Origin of the sequence: Flavobacterium cellulosilyticum (genome assembly GCF_004349355.1) — a bacterium.
Lineage (GTDB): Bacteria > Bacteroidota > Bacteroidia > Flavobacteriales > Flavobacteriaceae > Flavobacterium > Flavobacterium cellulosilyticum.
In genome coordinates, this window is the sequence record NZ_SMFK01000004.1 from 231,882 (window position 1) to 249,210 (window position 17,329).

The window sequence follows — 17,329 nt, forward strand, 5'->3', positions numbered from 1 at the left end:
AAAAAAACATCACTTATTTAATCCAACAACTGAACACCGAACACTGATCAGTGACCACTTTTTTAAAGCAAATAAAAAATGAATTACCTCAAACTCATTCGCTACCAAAATTTACTAATGCTGGCATTCATGCAGCTCGTTTTTAGGTATGGTTTCTTGAAATTACAAAACGTCTCTTTGGCTTTGGCCGATTGGCAATTTGGATTATTGGTTCTGGCAACTTGCTGCATTGCTGCTGGCGGTTACATCATCAATAATATTTTTGATGTTGAAACGGATAAAATAAATAAACCTGAAAAAGTAATTATTGGCAAGACTATTTCCGAAACTCTAGGATATAATCTGTACATAGGATTTACGATTGTTGGTGTTGCGATTGGATTTTATTTGTCAAATGTGATTGAAAAACCCAGTTTTGCGTCGACTTTTATTATAATTGCGGTCACACTTTATTTATACGCCTCGAGCTTAAAGCAAAGTTTCCTTATAGGGAATATTATAGTGGCTTTAATGTTGTTTTTTAGTGTTATTATCATTGGCTTATTTGATTTGTATCCCGTAACTTTTGAGGGAAACAGGCCTATTATGGGATTGCTTTTTGGGATTCTGTTAGATTATGCCATTTTTGCATTTATTATCAATTTCATTCGGGAAATACTCAAGGATTTAGAAGATGTTGAAGGGGATCGAAATCAAGGAATGAATACCTTGCCTATCGTTTTAGGAACAGCGAAAACGGCAAAAGTTGTTTTTGGATCGAGTTTTATTCCTTTAATTTTAGTTGTGAATTATATCAATACTAACTTGTTTGCCTTTAATTTGTTCTACGGGACATTATACGGAATCATTTTTATTTTGGCACCCTTAATTTATTTTACAATAAAAATTTGGTCCGCAAACAATAAAAAAGAGTATCATCATTTGAGTACTGTTTTAAAATGGATTTTGTTTTTTGGAATACTTTCGATTCTAGTAATTAACCTCAATATAAAATACAATGCTTAAAGATAAATTACAAAAATACACGTTGATTTTAGCGTCGGGGTCGCCGAGACGCCAGCAATTTTTCAAGGATTTAGACTTGGATTTTGAAATCAGACTAAAAGAAATCGAAGAAATATTTCCACCAGAATTAAAAGCAGCAGAAATTACCAACTATTTAGCTGTATTGAAAGCCAGTGCTTTTGAGGGTGAGTTAAAAGAAAATGAAATCCTAATTACCAGTGACACTATTGTTTGGCACAACAACAAGCCTTTGGGGAAACCAAAAGACGCACAAGATGCTTTTGCAATTCTAAAATCATTATCGAATGCTACTCACGAAGTAATTACATCGGTTTGTTTTAAAACCATTACGGAATCCACAGTGCTTTATGAAGTGACCAAAGTAACATTCAATAATTTAAACGATGAAGCCATTCATTATTATATCGAAAATTACAAGCCATTCGACAAAGCAGGAGCGTATGGTATTCAGGAATGGATAGGTTTTATAGGTGTTTCAAAAATTGAAGGTTCTTATGCCAATGTTATGGGAATGCCTACTGATAAAGTATTTGAATATTTAAGTAATTTACCCTAACTAATTTATAGCTGCCCTTTGAATGTAGTAATTATATAAATAATAATGAAAATCCTATAACAATTACTACCTAAATAACTGTCATATTTGCCTGTTAAATAGGATGTAATCATAACGATTATGCGGTGATTTTTAATAGCAAAATGATATGATGAGCACAATTAAATTCCCTTTTTATATTAGACTTACTTTTATGGTAATCAGTATGATTGGTATAACTTACATTCTATATATGGGAAAAAGTGTCTTAATCCCAATATTAATGGCATTTATGATTGCTGTTTTAATACTGCCAATTGTTGATTTTTTAAATTCGAAATTAAGATTGCCAAATGGTTTGTCGGCTACAATTGCCATAATTCTTTTTTTAACAGTAATTATAGGAATCCTAGCCTTTCTATCTTATGAAATCAGCGATATAGGAAAGGACTTTGCCGTTATTAGAAAGAATATAAATATATTTATAATTGATATTCAGCATTATATTAGGTCCAATTTTAATATAAGTTTGTGGGATCAGCGAAAATATATTGAAGATGTAACTCAAGATTCTTTTAAAAAGGGAAAAGAGACAATTGGCACCACTTTATTATCTTTTGCAAATGCTATTTTGGATTTGACTTTAATTCCAATTTATACTTTTTTAATTCTTTTATATAGAACTCATTTTATGGTGTTCCTTGCTAAATTATTCAAAAAAGAATACCATACTAAGCTGCAGGAAATCCTACGCCAAATAAAAGGATCTATTCAAAGTTATATTTCGGGATTGATTTTCGAAATGATTGCTGTTTCAATTTTAACAAGTATTGGTCTTTTTTTTATTGGAGTAAAATACTTTATATTACTTGGAATTATAACAGGAATTCTAAATCTAATTCCCTATTTGGGAATTTTAATTGCTGGGGTTTTGACAGTATTATCTTCTTTGACAGGTACTCCTGAAGTATCGCTGATAGTTGGAGTTATTGTCGTAAATGTTTTTGTTCAATTAATTGATAATAATATTCTGGTTCCTTTAATCATAAATACAAAAGTGAAAATAAATGCTTTTGTATCCATAATAGGAATTATCATTGGTGGGCAAATAGGAGGAATTGCCGGAATGTTTTTGGCAATCCCAGTTTTAGCCATTATAAAGATTGTTTTCGATAAAATTGATACAGCGGAGCCTTGGGGATATTTAATGGGAGACAATTTACCAAAGGCTTTCAAATGGAGAACTAATAAATCACTGCAGTAATGCATTGATATTATATAAAAAAGTAATAAATTTACTTTTTTAATCCACAATTGACAATAAACAAGTCTTCAAAAAGTAAGTTTGAGACTATGTTTACTATCATTTTCGGTTTAATTTTATTAAAAGCAAATAATACTCTTTTTTGATGTTTCAAAAACAAAAAAATATCATTCTTGTTTTCCTATTACTTTGCTTTCATTCTTCATTTTCACAAGTAATTGTGCCAAAGAAAGATAGTTTAGAAGTATATAAGGATATTCAAATCTATTCTAAAAAAAATAAGTTTACAAAATTCATGCATAAGTTGCTTTTTAGACCAATTTATACAAGAAAAAGAAAAGCTAAAAAAATTGTTGCTATAAATTACTCCAAGTTAGAAGGTAAAATTATCAGAAACATCAATATTGTAACTCTTGATCCTTTTGGTTATTCTGAGATTGATACCACCCAAAAACCGCGAAATTGGGCAGAAAAAAACGGTAATTTCATCCATAATAAAACCAAAAATTTTGCCATTCGAAATTCACTGCTAATTACAGAAAATAAACCTTTTAATTCCTTATTGGTAAAGGAATCGATTCGTTTGTTAAGGGCTCAAAATTATATCAACAGAGTTGCAATTGAAACGAAATTAATTGCAAGAAATGCAGATTCAGTTGATGTTTTTATACGTGTTTTAGACTCTTGGAGTATGATTCCTAAAGTTTCTCTTTCGAATTCTCAAACTAATTTAAATCTGATTGAACGCAATTTTTTTGGAACCGGACATACGTTTAACAGTAAGTATAAACAAAGATTCAGTGATGGAAAAAAAGGATATGATCTAGAATATATCGTGCCAAATATTAAAAATACATTCGTTCAAACAAAATTGAATTATTTTAATGATATAGATGATAATCAAGGTAAAAGCATCAATATTGAACGCCCTTTTTATTCGTATTTTGCAAAATGGGCTGGCGGGATTAATTTGGATCATCAATTTAAAATCGATTCACTTTCTGATGCAAATTTGGTTTACGCTAAACAAAGTTTCAAATATACCTCACAAGACCTTTGGGGCGGACGGGCATTTACTATTTTTAAAGGAAATTCGGGAAATGACAGAATTACTAATCTTATCGTTACTGGCCGATATTTGCACGTAAAATATCTTGATAGTCCTATAATTGATTATGATCCCATCGATTTTTATTCGTCAGAACAATTTGTTTTAACAGGTATTGGAATTTCGATGCGAAAGTTTGTGGAGGATAGGTATATTTTTAGAAATGGAGCTACCGAAGATGTTCCAATAGGCAAAATTGTAGGCATAACTAGTGGTTATCAATACAAAAATGATGTTGGTAAATTCTATTTAGGTGGTCGCGTTTCCTTTGGGGATTATTATAGTTGGGGTTTTTTGAGTACTAATTTTGAGTTGGGAACTTTCTTTAATCAATCAAAGACAACGCAAACTGCTTTTTCTTTTCAGGCTAATTATTTCTCTAAATTAATAGATTTGGGAGATTGGAAACTAAGACAGTTTGTTAAGCCACAATTGCTTATTGGAATCAATCGGCAAAATTCAATTGGGGATCAACTTTCTATAAATGAGAGATATGGAATTCAAGGGTTTAAAAGTGCAGTTTATGGTACCCAAAAAATGGTGTTGACGTTTCAAACGCAAGCCTATTCTACTTGGAATCTATTTGGATTTCGACTTAATCCGTATTTTAATTATACTATTGCAATGCTTGGAGATGAATCAAGAGGATTAATGAAAAGTAAAGCGTATTCAAAAATAGGCATTGGATTTATTATTGCAAATGACTATTTAGTATTTCGATCGTTCCAGATTTCACTTTCGTTTTATCCATCAATTCCAGGAAATGGTAATAATATTTTCAAAACAAATTCTTTTAACACCTCTGATTTTGGGTTTCAAGAATTTGGTTTAGATAAACCTAGAACCGTTATTTATAAATAAAATTTTATAATTAAAAGATACAGCTCTTTAATAATTTCTACCCCAAGGTTTTTTTACTAAATAATTATCACAACTCGCGCATTCTCTACCTATTTGCCAAGTCAGGGAAAGCTCGTGTACACCGCGAGTATTTCCTAACTTTGATGTAGAAACATCATAAGAATAGCCAAAAACGAAACGATCAAGTTGTATCGTTCCAAAAAGATTTAAAGAGGTTAATACATGACTATTATTGGTTTTTCCTTCCAGATTAGTTGCTGCGATAACGCCTAAGATTAAAGGGTTTAATGCTATGGCGGTACCCAAATCCAATCTGTTGTATTGCGCTTGTCGCATGTAATTGGCAGTTAGTAATACATTCGTCTGATCAGGAAATAAACCTAAATTGCTATTCTCTAGACTTAAGGAATACCCACTATGAATACTTAAAAACATATCCAGTGGCACGTTTGCATTATCAGTAAAAGCAATATTGGGTGTGTTTAAGTGCTTTAAAGAAGCACCAAACCAGGATGTATCATTGTAAAGAAGTATTCCTGAATAAATATCAAAAAAATTAATTTTATTATTATAGTTTAAAGCTAGTAGATCTGCCGAACTTCCACTTATTGATCCGGTATTGCTATTGATTTGATCTTCTAATGTAAGATTACTAAAGTTAAAACTTTTGTTGCCATAACCCGCTTCTATTCCTAATCGTAATCTCCATTCATTGTTTAGATTTACATTATACGAATAAACACCATTGACTTGAACGTAATTATAGTTAGTAAAAACTTCCCGCTGGTTTAAAATTGTCAGACCTAAACCCATTTCCCTTTCAGGACCTATTGGAGCATTAATAAAAGCATATTCAGTATCTATTCTTCTATTTTCATTGGGCCATTGTGAACGGTGAATTAGTCCCATATATCCAGTCACTAAAGTCCCAGTAAATGCAGGATTTAATGATTCTGGAATCAGAAAAAATTGAGTAAAAACGGGGTCTTGCGCTTTAACTTCCATACAAGTTATGGATGTCAATAGTATATATAAAACAAGTTTTAATTTCATTTTTTTTAGTTCTTATTTTAGTAAAACAAAAGGATGGTTTTCATTGACAATAGTTCCATAAAAAGTTGCGCCACTTACTTTACAGTAGTAATTGCCATTTTCTGCATTAAATCCTTTTATTTTTCCATCCCAACCTCGCAATACGTCACCAGTTTCTGAATAGATTATGGAACCCCATGTGTCATAAACATCCAAACGTACATTTTTTAAAGCCTTGGTTACTGGTCTAAAAGTATCATTGAGAGCATCGTTATTTGGAGTAAATGCATTTGGAACTACTAATACATACCCTTTTCCGATACTAAATGTGATCTTTTGCACATAAATACATCCGAATGGATAGCTAACTGTTTGTGTCACTACATACTCTTTTGGATTGATGAATGTATGAACTGGGTTGAGTTCAGTTGATGTGGTGCCATCCCCAAAATCCCATATCATGCTGATATAATCTCCTGTAGACGTATTGGTAAACTGTATAGGGTCATTTATGGAATAAGTACCAAAAGTGGAATAGGCAAATGAACTTGAATCAAACGAAGGTGTTCCAAGATTTTGTAATTTAACATTGAAAGCGACCGTTGATTTGCATCCCATAGCATCGGTTGCGGATAAAATTGCTGTTCCGTTTTGGCTCGTATTCATAAATTCATTATTCGGACCACTAAAAGTACCACTTGACCAAACCAATTGGTAGGGTGGAACCCCACCCGAAACTTGCGCCACAAAGGTTTGATGTACATATTTGGTTTCACAATCAAAATCTGTTTTGGTTACAACATTCGTCACAATTGGTGGCGGTCTATTGATGCTGTATTGCGCTTGTTTGGAACAACCATTGGCATCTTTTACAGTCACCAAATAATTTCCTGCAGGTATGTTATTTAAATCTTCGGTTGTAGCTCCGTTAGACCATACATAAGTGAACGGTGCAGAACCACCTGAAACGAGAAGATTTATGGCACCGCTATTGGCATTATCACAATCTAAAGCATGGGTGAGATTAGCGGAGAGGACTAATAATTGAGGCTCAAGTATAATGAAAGTCCTAGTGATTGTACAAGGTTTTGAATCTATAATTGTGACAGTGTAGGATCCAGGTTTCAAATTATTTCTGGTAGTTCCAGCTGTAGAACCATCACTCCAATTTAATTTAATTGGTGCAATACCTCCAATAAAATTCAGGTCAATACTCCCATTATTTGCGCCAAAACAACTGATGTTTTTTACCACGGGATTGACAGTGAAAATAGGTGCTTCGGGAATGTTTATGTTTAAGGTTTGAACACAGTTTAAGTTGTCAGTGACTGTAACTAAATAATCTCCAGCCGATAAATTATTTTGAAAAGTTCCTATTGCAAAATTACTCCACGAAATTTGATAAGGAGCCACACCTCCAGAAATTGCAATATTGATAGATGCATTATTGTCACCATAACAAGTAATTGGAGTTGTAGTTGCTTTTATACTAATTGCTGTCGATTGAGTTAATGTAATATTTAATGATTTGAAACAACCCAAATTATCGGTAACAATTAAAGTATAGGATCCTGCAAAAAGATTCGTCAAATTTTGATTGGTACTTGTAAATCCATTTGGACCAGTCCATGCATAAGTATAGGGCAATGTTCCACCAGAACTATTTAGAGTTATAGCTCCGGTTGGTTGTCCATAGCAAATAACATCGGTTTTGCTCGCTAAATTTACTACCAAAATTGGTGGTTCAGCGATGGTAAACGACGCCGTTGCTGGCCCACAATTATTTACGTCAGAAACTTTAACACTATAAACACCAGGACTTAAATTTGATACATCTTCAGTGGAGGCATAAGGGATTCCGTTTTTTGTCCATGCAAAAGTATAATTTAATGTTCCGCCTGAAATGGAGATTTTAATTTTACCGTTGGCAGAATTGTAGCAAGTGATGTCTTTTTTTTCATCGGTGAATATGATAATTTCATTCGGTTCAGAGATGGTATAACTTTTATCAAAAGGGCAACCTCCAGCATCCGTTATAGTTAGGTTATAATTTCCGGGTATTAAATTAGAAATACCAGATGTAGAGGCGGTAAATCCGTTTGGTCCTGTCCAAGAAATAATATAGGGAGGTCCTGAATTAAAAGGGATTCCCCCAGTCACATTGGTTTTGATGGATCCATTATTTGCTCCAAAACAACTGCTGTTATTTGAAATTACATTTGTAGAAATGGATGGATTTACTGTAACAACTACTGTAAAAATAGTCCCAGAACAAACTCCTGAAAGAGGGGTCACTTTATAAGTCACCGTTGCAGGATTGGTCGTAGTATTGATCAGTGTTTGGCCAATTGAAGATTGAGGAACCGATTGAGCCGATGCTCCCAAAATTGAATTTGAAGGACTAATTGTAGGATTCGTCCAAGTATAGCTTGGGCCAGCAGGTACAGTGTCACCATTACTATTGTCAGGAGTAATTGTAAATGAATTTCCACTACATATTGTTGTGTTTTTGTTTGAAATAACAGGGATTGGATTGATGGTAACAGCTGCAATATTTGATGTTAGAATAGAACAGCCACCTACTGGTAAAGTGATGATACAATAATAATATTCAGTTCCAATGGCTGTTTTTGGTGGTGCATACGATGCAGTTGATGCGCCAGAAATTGAAGTGCCTCCTGTGGTTGAATTGACATTATTGGAATACCATTGATGCGATGGTGTTCCAGCACCATTACTATAACTTACCGTTAAAAGTGTTGGTGTAGTACCTAAACACACAGTGCTAGATTGGGGTTGAGTCACTATTTTTGGAGCCAAATTGATAATCACTTCAGCCGTGGCACTTAGGACACTGCAACCTCTTCCTGTTTGTGAAATCAAACAATAGTAGTAGGTTTTTCCAACTACGGATGTTGGAGGAGTAAAGCTGTTATTTGTTGCTACAAAAACTGAAGTTCCACCTGTATTTGAGTTTACACTATTTGAATACCATTGATAAGTAAATGTGCCAATTCCTCCGCTCGTAGATACTGTCAAATTAGTTGGAGTTGCACTTTGACATAAGGTTTGAGTAGACAATGGCTGTGTGTCAACTATTGGATCACTAACAACAATAATTTCAGCTGGATCACTTGATATTGGACCACAACCATTTCCTGAGAACGAAACGGATACATAATAGTTATAGTTTCCACTTACTATATTTGCGGGTGGAGTATATCCTGAGTTTGTTGCTCCTGTAATTGCAGTCCCACCAACATTCGACAAGGATGTATTAGAATACCATTGGTAACTAACACTTCCAGTCCCACCTGAAAACATAATACTTAGTGGAGATAAAATAGTTGCACCAACACATAAACTTTGTGTTGCAGTAGGCTGAGAATTAATTGTAGCGCCACTATTAATAGTTATTGTAGCGGTATTTGATTTAATACTTGAACAATCACCGGAAGGCAAAGTAATAATACAATAATAATAGGTAGTACCAACTGTTGCATAAGAAGGGGTGTAAGTTGTATTTGTTTCATTTGGTATTGCAGTTCCTGTAGTAGTATCGTTTGCAACATTGGAATACCACTGATAAGTTGGGCTTCCAGTTGCTCCACTAATTGTAATGGATAAGGGAATTGGATTAGCTCCCTGACAAACTGTACTGGAAGTGGGCTGTGTAATTGTAGGAGCTGCATTGACAGTAAATAATGCAGTCGTTTTACAATTATTAGAATTGGTATAAGTAATAGTAGTGGTTCCTCCTGAAACACCGCTTACTAATCCTGTTGCGCTAACAGTTGCTATTGACGGATTTGAAGAGATCCAAGGAAAAGCTGTTGCAGCAGTTATTGAACCAGTTAACTGTGACGAAAAACCAACACAAGAAGACAAATTGCCAGTAATTGTAGGAGTAGAGTTGATTGTAAAAGATTGATTCGTAGCCATCGTAGTCCCACATTCATTAGTAACGGATAATGAAACTGTATAATTTCCAGCTGCGGAATAGCTAATTGCTCCAGGAACAGCCGAAGTAGATGAAGATGGAGTGCCTCCTGGAAAACTCCATGCATAGGTCAAAGTGCTAGTAGCGGGAGCACAACTATTCACTATCGCTGTTGGGTTTATAGTCGTTGGTCCGCAAAAATTGGATAGTGCATTTATTGTTACAGTAGGTGGTTTTTTGACAATTACCGTTTGTGAAGTGGAAAAACTACCACAAGAATTTGTAGCGGTGAGTTTTATAGTATATGTTCCAGGTTCAGTGAAATTATAAGAGGCATTTGTGGCGGTTTGATTAGGAATTGCCGTAATACTTGAACCACATGATGAAGGAACAAAAGTGGTACTCCAGATATAAGTTGGAGGAATACAAGAATTTGTTTCACTTGTTGTATTTGTTGATGTTATCGCTTGCGGGGAACAACCAGTAGTGTTGTTTAAGGTAAACGTGGGAACAAGAGGAGATTCAATACATATCTGTCGCGTTTTTGAAGAAGTTCCACATCCATTTTGGGAAGTTAGGGTAATTGTAAAAGTTCCAGAAGTAGTATAAGTATGATTTATATTTTGAGGGGAAGATATTGGAGTTGTTATAAGAGGTGAACCATCCCCGAAATCCCATGTATAAATAGAGCCTTGAACACAATTTTGACCATATCCTGAAACAGTTGTATTTGTAAATAAAACATTAGAATTAATACAAGCATTAGGTGGTGAAGTAAAATTTGCAGTTGGTTTAGTCAATATAGAGATGTTCCCTAATGTAAATGGTGTGGTACCACATGCATTGGTTACATCTAATTTTACTTCAAAACTGGGTGATGGACAACTACTTGTAGAGTAAACATGTGGGATTGGGTAGTTAGTAGAATTAGAGGGGTCTGATAAATTATAATAAGTTGAGCTATTTAATTGGTTTTGAGTTAAAATTACAGTTGGCGAGCCGTCGCTATAATTTATTTTATAAGTTGTATCTATAGAATTGCTTCCCCAATTGGAAATGGAAAATTGTAGATTTGTAGTTGGGGCACATAAATTTTGGGTTGAACCAGGACTATTTAATCCTCCTAATGGATTTGAGACATTTTTGATAATATAAGTTTTGGAATTAATACAACCATTGTTCCCGACTGCGGTAATAATCATAGAGTATGCACCAATAGTAGCGTAATTATGGGTAATTGGGAATGTTATACTATTTTGTGTATTTCCATCCCCCCAATTTATTGAATATGATGATACACATGTTGAAGCTGAAGAATTACCAACCTTGACTGAGTAAACAGCATTTGATGATGCATTTGCACAATTGTTAAATGGATCAAATGGATTATTTATATCACTAAAACTAATATCAGGTTTTTGTATTACTGTGATAATCTTAGTTTTTGAAATTGTGCAACCACCACCTTTTACAGTTAAAGTTACGTTGAAGTTAGCAGTACCACAACCTAATGAAACAAAAGAATGACTAGGATTTTGTTGTGCTGAGGTTGTGCCATCGCCAAAATCCCAAGCATAAGTATAAGAGGCTGTTCCTGATGCAGTAGCAGCAAATTGAATTACAGTTCCTGAACAAGTAGTATTATTAGTAAATGTAAAATCTACATTAGTAGGTGCATTTACAGTAACCGTTGCAATATCAAGACTAGGTTGTTCAGGATTTGGATTAGCAGAATCATGAACACTAATTAAATTATAATTAAATGTACCAGTATTAGTAGTATTCACGAGAACTGTAACTGAATTATTACTTCCAGTTGTTTTAACAATTAAATCCGCTCCTCCATTAATGGTATATGTAAAAGTATAAGGAGCCGTTCCTCCAGATCCTGTAAATGTTATTAGAGGTTGCGAAGCATTTTGGCAAACTGCTGTTGTTCCAGAAATAGTTGCTGATGGTAATGCCAAAATATTGGCGCTACAAATATCTTTAGCATTTAAAACGCAACTAAAATGTATTACAATAAATATAAATATTAATTTGAAAAGACTTTTCATAGGCAGTTATGCGATTATATTTATCTAAATAATTAGGAAACGCTCCATCTTGTAATAAAATACCAAACTTACGGTTTATGAAAGTTATTTTAATATGGTTTCCCTTATTTTAAAATAAATATTTGGATGATGTTTAAAATTTTAAAATTACTATATTTGGGCTAATTGCAAATTAAATTATATAAAAATGCAAAAAGCTTTTATTCGTTTTTTTTTACTATTTCTGATTTCTTATCAAGTTGTGAATGCACAACAACCTCAAAAACCAAATGCAGTCACCATTTATAATCAAATCCTGAAGTTAAATTTTTTAGGATCAGTACTGTATATTGCTGCACATCCTGACGATGAAAACACCCGTTTAATTTCTTATTTATCTAATGAAACAAAAGCAAGAACTGGTTATTTGTCGATGACACGTGGCGATGGTGGGCAAAATTTAATTGGACCACAATTACGAGAATTATTAGGAGTTATTAGAACGCAAGAACTAATTGAAGCCCGAAAAATTGATGGTGGAGAGCAGTTTTTTACTAGAGCCAATGATTTTGGTTTTTCCAAGAATCCTGAAGAAACATTAGAAATTTGGGATAAAGAAAAAGTGCTTTCGGATATTGTTTGGACAATTCGAAAATTCCAACCCGATGTCATTATCGACCGATTTGACAACCGTACGTCTGGAAATACCCACGGTCACCACACTGCATCTGCCATGTTAAGTGTCGAAAGTTTTGATTTAGCCAATAATCCAACTGCTTTTCCAGAACAATTAAAATGGGTTAAGCCTTGGCAACCCAAAAGAGCTTTTTTTAACACTACATGGTGGTTTTATGGAAGTAAGGAAAAGTTTGACGCTGCCAATAAAACCAATTTATTTACTTTGGAAACCGGTGTTTATTATTCATCTATCGGGAAATCAAATCAGGAAATTGCAGCGTTGAGTAGAAGTAGTCACCAATCGCAAGGATTTGGTAGTACTGGAAGTAGAGGTGAGGAAACAGAATATTTAGAATTAATAAAAGGGCAATCACTTCAGAATAAATCTTCCATTTTTGAAGGAATTGATACGTCATGGAATAAAATTTCTCGGGGAAAAGCTGTCGGTGAATTGCTTACTAAGATTGCTTCGGAATTTAATTTTAAAAATCCTTCGGCCAGTGTTTCCGATTTAGTAAAGGCTTATTCCATGATTCAAACTTTGGACGAAAATCATTGGAAATCTATTAAATTAGCCGAAATTACAAATTGCATATCGGCTTGCTCCGGTTTATTCCTCGAAGCAGTTGCCGAAAATCAAGAAGCTACACCAGGAAGCAGTGTTAAATTGAAATTGGAAACTATTAATAGAAGTTCAATTCCGATGCAATTGATAAATATCAAGACCTATCCAGAACAAAAAATTACAAATCAAAAGTTAGATTTAAAAAATAATATTTCGCAAACAATTACTCTTGATTTACAATTACCTGATTCGATTGAATATACACAACCTTACTGGTTAAAAGAAAAAGGAACGGAAGGAATGTACACTGTAACGGATCAATTAAACATCGGAATTCCTGATATAATTAGGGAAGTAAAACTTGTTTTTACGATTCAAATTAATGGAAATGAAATTCCTTTTGAGCGCAATGTAATTTATAAATACAATGACAAAGTTAAAGGAGAAGTATACAATTATCTGGATATAGTTCCAGAAGTAACGATGTGTATTGTAGATAAAGTGTCGCTTTTTGCAAATACTAACAAGAAATATATTGCTGTAAAAGTAAAAGCTGGAAAAGATAAGGTGAAAGGAAATTTGCAATTAGAATTACCGAAAAACTGGCAAGTTGCTCCGCAATTCATTCCTTTTAATTTTGATAAAAAAGGAGACGAACAAAGAGTGTATTTCGAAGTAACTCCTCCAAATAACCAAGACGAAGTAATAGCCAAAAGCATTGCAACTATTGATAATAAAAAATTTGATAAAGAACAAATTATAATCGATTTTAATCATATAACGAAACAACAAATATTGAAGTCGGCGGAATCGAAATTTATTCGAATGGATTTAAAAACAAACGGCGAAAAAATCGCCTATATTATGGGAGCTGGAGATGAGGTTCCAAATAGTTTAACGCAAATGGGTTATAAAGTCTCCATTCTTAATCCTGAAGATATCTCTCCAGAAAAAATGGCCAATTTTGATGTTGTAATGACTGGAGTTAGAGCCTATAATACGTTGCAAACACTAGGAAATAAACAAAATATTCTTTTTGATTTTGTAAAAGGAGGCAAGACAATGCTGGTCCAATACAATACGCCAAATGACTTGGTAACGGATCAAATAGCGCCCTTTCCTTTAAAAATTTCCCGTGATAGAGTGACCGAAGAAAATGCTGCCGTTCGTTTTTTGGCTCCAAACCATCCAGTTCTTAATGCACCTAATAAAATTACCTTAAAAGATTTCGAAGGTTGGAAACAAGAACAAGGATTGTATTATCCTAATGAATACGATAAAGCCTTTGTCCCTATTTTATCTTCAAATGATACAGGAGAATCGCCAAAAAATGGAGCTTTATTAGTCGCTCCATATGGAAAAGGATATTATATTTATACGGGGTTGAGTTTCTTTAGAGAATTGCCAGAAGGAATTTCCGGAACCTATAAACTGCTATCGAATATGATTTCCTTGAAAAATCCAGTGACTATTCCAGCTGAAAATGTAAAGCCTTAAAAAAACAATTATGGACAATAAAAAAGTAAAAACTTGGAAGAAAAGCTACACTTGGGTTCTTGTGGCTAATGCAATCTATATTTTGATTTTTTATTTTTTAATGAAATTATACTCCTAAAACATGCAATTATTTGACTGGATCGTACTTATTGTAACCTTACTTTTCATCGTGATTTACGGCGTATGGAAAACAAAAGGCAGCAAGAACGTAGAAGATTATATTCTAGGTAGCAATGAAACTCCGTGGCATACGGTGGGACTTTCGGTTATGGCAACTCAAGCCAGTGCCATTACTTTTCTTTCGACTCCAGGTCAAGCATATCATGATGGAATGGGGTTTTTGCAATTCTATTTTGGATTGCCAATTGCCATGGTGGTAATCTGCGTGACTTTTATTCCGCTCTACCATAAATACAAAGTTTTTACGGCTTATGAATACCTCGAAAAACGGTTCGATTTAAGAACGCGTTCTCTTGCTGCTATTTTATTTTTAGTTCAAAGAGGGTTAGGAACAGGGTTAACTATTTATGCACCTGCCATAATTTTATCGGCTTTATTGGGTTGGAATCTAACGATAATGAATATTGTAATAGGTGTCCTGGTTATAATTTATACTTTTTCTGGAGGTACAAAGGCTGTGAACGTTACTCAAAAACAACAAATGTTTGTAATTATGTCAGGAATGATTATTACTTTCTTTCTCATATTGCATTATTTACCAAACGATATGACTTTTAGTAGTGCTTTGCATATTGCAGGAGCCAATGATAAAATGGACATTGTAAATTTTTCTTTTGATCCCGAGGAGAAATATACATTTTGGAGTGGAATTACAGGAGGATTTTTTCTTGCTTTGGCCTATTTTGGAACAGATCAATCCCAAGTAGGTCGCTATTTGTCTGGGAAATCCGTACGAGAAAGCCAAATGGGCTTGATAATGAACGGACTTCTTAAAGTGCCCATGCAATTCTTTATATTGTTGACAGGTGTTATGGTATTTGTCTTTTTTCAATTCAATCCAGTTCCTTTAAATTTTAATCCCAACAACAAAACAATTATTGAAAAATCCCAGTATAAAGAGGAATACCATACTTTAGAAAAAAAGTTAGATGCTCTTTCTGAAGACAAAAAGGTAATTAATTTATTATACATTGATCAATTGAATCAGGATTATGACAACCCTATTCTTCGTAAGGAGTTAATTGGTTTGTCAAACAAAGAAAAAGATTTAAGGGATCGAGCCAAAGAAATAATTCATAAAGCAGACGAAAACAGTGAAACCAATGACAAAGATTATGTGTTTTTCCACTTTATTCTGCATTATTTACCCAAAGGATTAATTGGGTTATTACTTGCTGTAATCATTTCTGCAGCCATGTCATCTACTGCTTCAGGTTTGAATGCACTTGCATCGACTACGGCTATTGATATTTATAAACGAAATCAAAAAGAAGAAAAAACAGAAAGACATTATGTGAATGCTACCAAATTTTTCACTTTATTTTGGGGTGTAATTGCCATTTTATTTGCCAGTATTGGTACTTTATTCGAAAATTTAATTCAATTAGTTAACATTATTGGTTCTATATTTTACGGAACAGTTTTGGGAATATTTCTTGTGGGTTTTTATTTGAAATATGTAAAAGCAAAAGCCGTTTTTTCGAGTGCAGTTATAAGCCAAATCACCATTTTTATTATCTATTATTTTGCCATATACATCTATCCAAGTGGCGAAGAAAAACTGGGTTATTTGTGGCTTAACTTTATAGGGGCTATGCTAACTATTATTTTGTCATTGATGATACAATTTACAGTTTTTCGAAAAAAAGCATAAAAAAATCCCGTTCCAATATTATTTTGGAACGGGAGTTTAAATAGTAGTACTTTGTAATAAAACTAGTTACTCCAATTAGCAATACTTTCTTTATTCATTTTTATATAATCTTCGTTGTTTGCTGATGTTGCACCTGCTAGGGATAATTTAGCAGATTCAATAGCTCCTTTTTTGTTGCCTTGTTTGGCTTGAATCAAAGATTTTAAACGGTAATAAAAAAATGGTTTGTCTGCACTTAAATCTAATGCTTTATCTATATAAGTTTGGGCTTTTGCATTATCTCCATTTGACTGATATAAAAACTGGGCCGATGAGTAATAATCTCCAGCTGATGGGCCTGCCAATGCTTTTTCGATACTTGCCATGGCAATTTTTTGAGTAGGAACTTCAAATTTTAGCTTAGCAATAGTGTTTTCCCAACTAAACTCTAGAACCGCATAGTTGTTATCTAAATTGTCAATATCTATGGTAAAACTCTCAACAAATCGATCGAGATGTTCTGATTTTGTATTTGCTTTCAAAACAACTTTGGAATCTTCCCAAGTTTGTGGTGTTCCCCAATTGTCTGTGGCGGAGTAGAAAATGATTTCCCAACTATCAGCTCTTGGATTTGTATATAAAGCATATTTCCCTTTCGGTAAAGTTTTTCCATCTATAACAACATCGTCACTAAAAGATATTGTGGTGTTCTCATTCGCTCCAGTTCTCCAAATTTTTCCAAAAGGCACTAAATTATTAAAAACATATCTGCCTTTAGCACTTGGTCTAGAATAAACAATTTCTACATTTGTTAAACCAACAACTTGTGTTAAAGTCGACTTAGGACTTGCCTGCGGCGTTTTTACTTGAGCTTCTGTTGCGTAATTAGCAATCATCATTGCTAAAATAAAAATTATTTTTTTCATATTTTATTATTTAGATTTATTCAAAATTACAATTTGTTAACTGAAAAA

The 17,329-nt window shown here is 33.5% G+C and carries 9 protein-coding genes; 6 read left to right on the forward strand and 3 right to left on the reverse strand.

Annotated features, from left to right (window positions below):
• Nucleotides 1–78 precede the first annotated feature (78 nt).
• The 4 genes from E0F76_RS09290 to E0F76_RS09305 all read left to right on the forward strand — a co-directional run bounded on the left by E0F76_RS09290 (nucleotide 79) and on the right by E0F76_RS09305 (nucleotide 4,794).
• On the forward strand, nucleotides 79–1,005 hold the full coding sequence (locus tag E0F76_RS09290) for a geranylgeranylglycerol-phosphate geranylgeranyltransferase (RefSeq protein ID WP_132004644.1): 927 nt from the start codon (nucleotides 79–81) through the stop codon (nucleotides 1,003–1,005).
• Nucleotides 998–1,582 carry a Maf-like protein gene (locus E0F76_RS09295; RefSeq protein WP_132004647.1) on the forward strand — a complete coding sequence of 195 codons (585 nt, stop codon included), beginning with the start codon at nucleotides 998–1,000 and terminating at the stop codon, nucleotides 1,580–1,582. Before E0F76_RS09290 ends, E0F76_RS09295 begins: the two co-directional genes overlap by 8 nt.
• 148 nt (nucleotides 1,583–1,730) lie before the next feature.
• Complete coding sequence (locus tag E0F76_RS09300; protein WP_132004650.1) at nucleotides 1,731–2,825, forward strand: AI-2E family transporter; 1,095 nt, start codon at nucleotides 1,731–1,733, stop codon at nucleotides 2,823–2,825.
• 145 nt (nucleotides 2,826–2,970) lie between these two features.
• Nucleotides 2,971–4,794: a BamA/TamA family outer membrane protein gene (locus E0F76_RS09305; protein WP_132004653.1), complete on the forward strand. Its 1,824-nt coding sequence runs from the start codon at nucleotides 2,971–2,973 to the stop codon at nucleotides 4,792–4,794.
• Nucleotides 4,795–4,821: 27 nt separating this feature from the next.
• On the opposite strand, the gene E0F76_RS09310 is transcribed toward E0F76_RS09305, so the two are convergent.
• Both E0F76_RS09310 and E0F76_RS09315 read right to left on the reverse strand, forming a co-directional pair.
• Nucleotides 4,822–5,847: a PorP/SprF family type IX secretion system membrane protein gene (locus E0F76_RS09310; RefSeq protein WP_132004656.1), complete on the reverse strand. Its 1,026-nt coding sequence runs from the start codon at nucleotides 5,845–5,847 to the stop codon at nucleotides 4,822–4,824.
• 12 nt (nucleotides 5,848–5,859) lie between these two features.
• Complete coding sequence (locus tag E0F76_RS09315) at nucleotides 5,860–11,823, reverse strand: PKD domain-containing protein (RefSeq protein WP_132004659.1); 5,964 nt, start codon at nucleotides 11,821–11,823, stop codon at nucleotides 5,860–5,862.
• Nucleotides 11,824–12,010: 187 nt separating this feature from the next.
• On the opposite strand from E0F76_RS09315, the gene E0F76_RS09320 reads away from it, so the two are divergent.
• Together E0F76_RS09320 and E0F76_RS09325 are read left to right on the forward strand one after the other, a co-directional pair.
• Nucleotides 12,011–14,542, forward strand: coding sequence for a PIG-L family deacetylase (locus tag E0F76_RS09320; RefSeq protein ID WP_132004662.1), 2,532 nt, complete (start codon nucleotides 12,011–12,013; stop codon nucleotides 14,540–14,542).
• 121 nt (nucleotides 14,543–14,663) lie between these two features.
• Nucleotides 14,664–16,376, forward strand: coding sequence for a sodium:solute symporter family transporter (locus E0F76_RS09325; RefSeq protein ID WP_132004665.1), 1,713 nt, complete (start codon nucleotides 14,664–14,666; stop codon nucleotides 16,374–16,376).
• Between the two features lie 62 nt (nucleotides 16,377–16,438).
• Here E0F76_RS09325 and E0F76_RS09330 read toward each other — a convergent pair whose 3' ends face one another.
• On the reverse strand, nucleotides 16,439–17,281 hold the full coding sequence (locus E0F76_RS09330) for a DUF2911 domain-containing protein (protein ID WP_132004668.1): 843 nt from the start codon (nucleotides 17,279–17,281) through the stop codon (nucleotides 16,439–16,441).
• Nucleotides 17,282–17,329: the final 48 nt, after the last annotated feature.